We start from the raw sequence: 233 nt of genomic DNA, 5'->3' as shown, positions 1-233 counted from the left end.
CAATCAGTCGTGCGTTCAGGCTGTTCGCCAGGTGAGCGAGCGCCCGGGCGGGTTCGCCGGCGAGGGAACGCACACTCCACCGCACTCCGGTCGGGGCCAAAACCCGGTCGATCTGGGCAGCCAGCTGCGGGTCAAAACCGTCGTCATCCAGCTCAGGGAGATCGGGGTCGATGGGCAGGGAGTGGACGGAGCCGTCAGGGTTCTCCTCGACCGTGTATCGGCCGAGATCGACA

The 233-nt window shown here is 66.5% G+C and carries 1 protein-coding gene; it reads right to left on the bottom strand.

Annotated elements, in window-relative coordinates; translation table 11 throughout:
* On the bottom strand, window positions 1-233 hold a 233-nt coding region (locus AC1RPT_RS08295; RefSeq protein ID WP_481763074.1), incomplete at both ends, for a hypothetical protein.

It is taken from the genome of Dellaglioa sp. CoH-56-MRSF-11 (assembly GCF_056782135.1).
The sequence above is the reverse complement of the archived record's forward strand: the minus strand, read 5'-3'. Positions and strand labels throughout refer to the sequence as shown.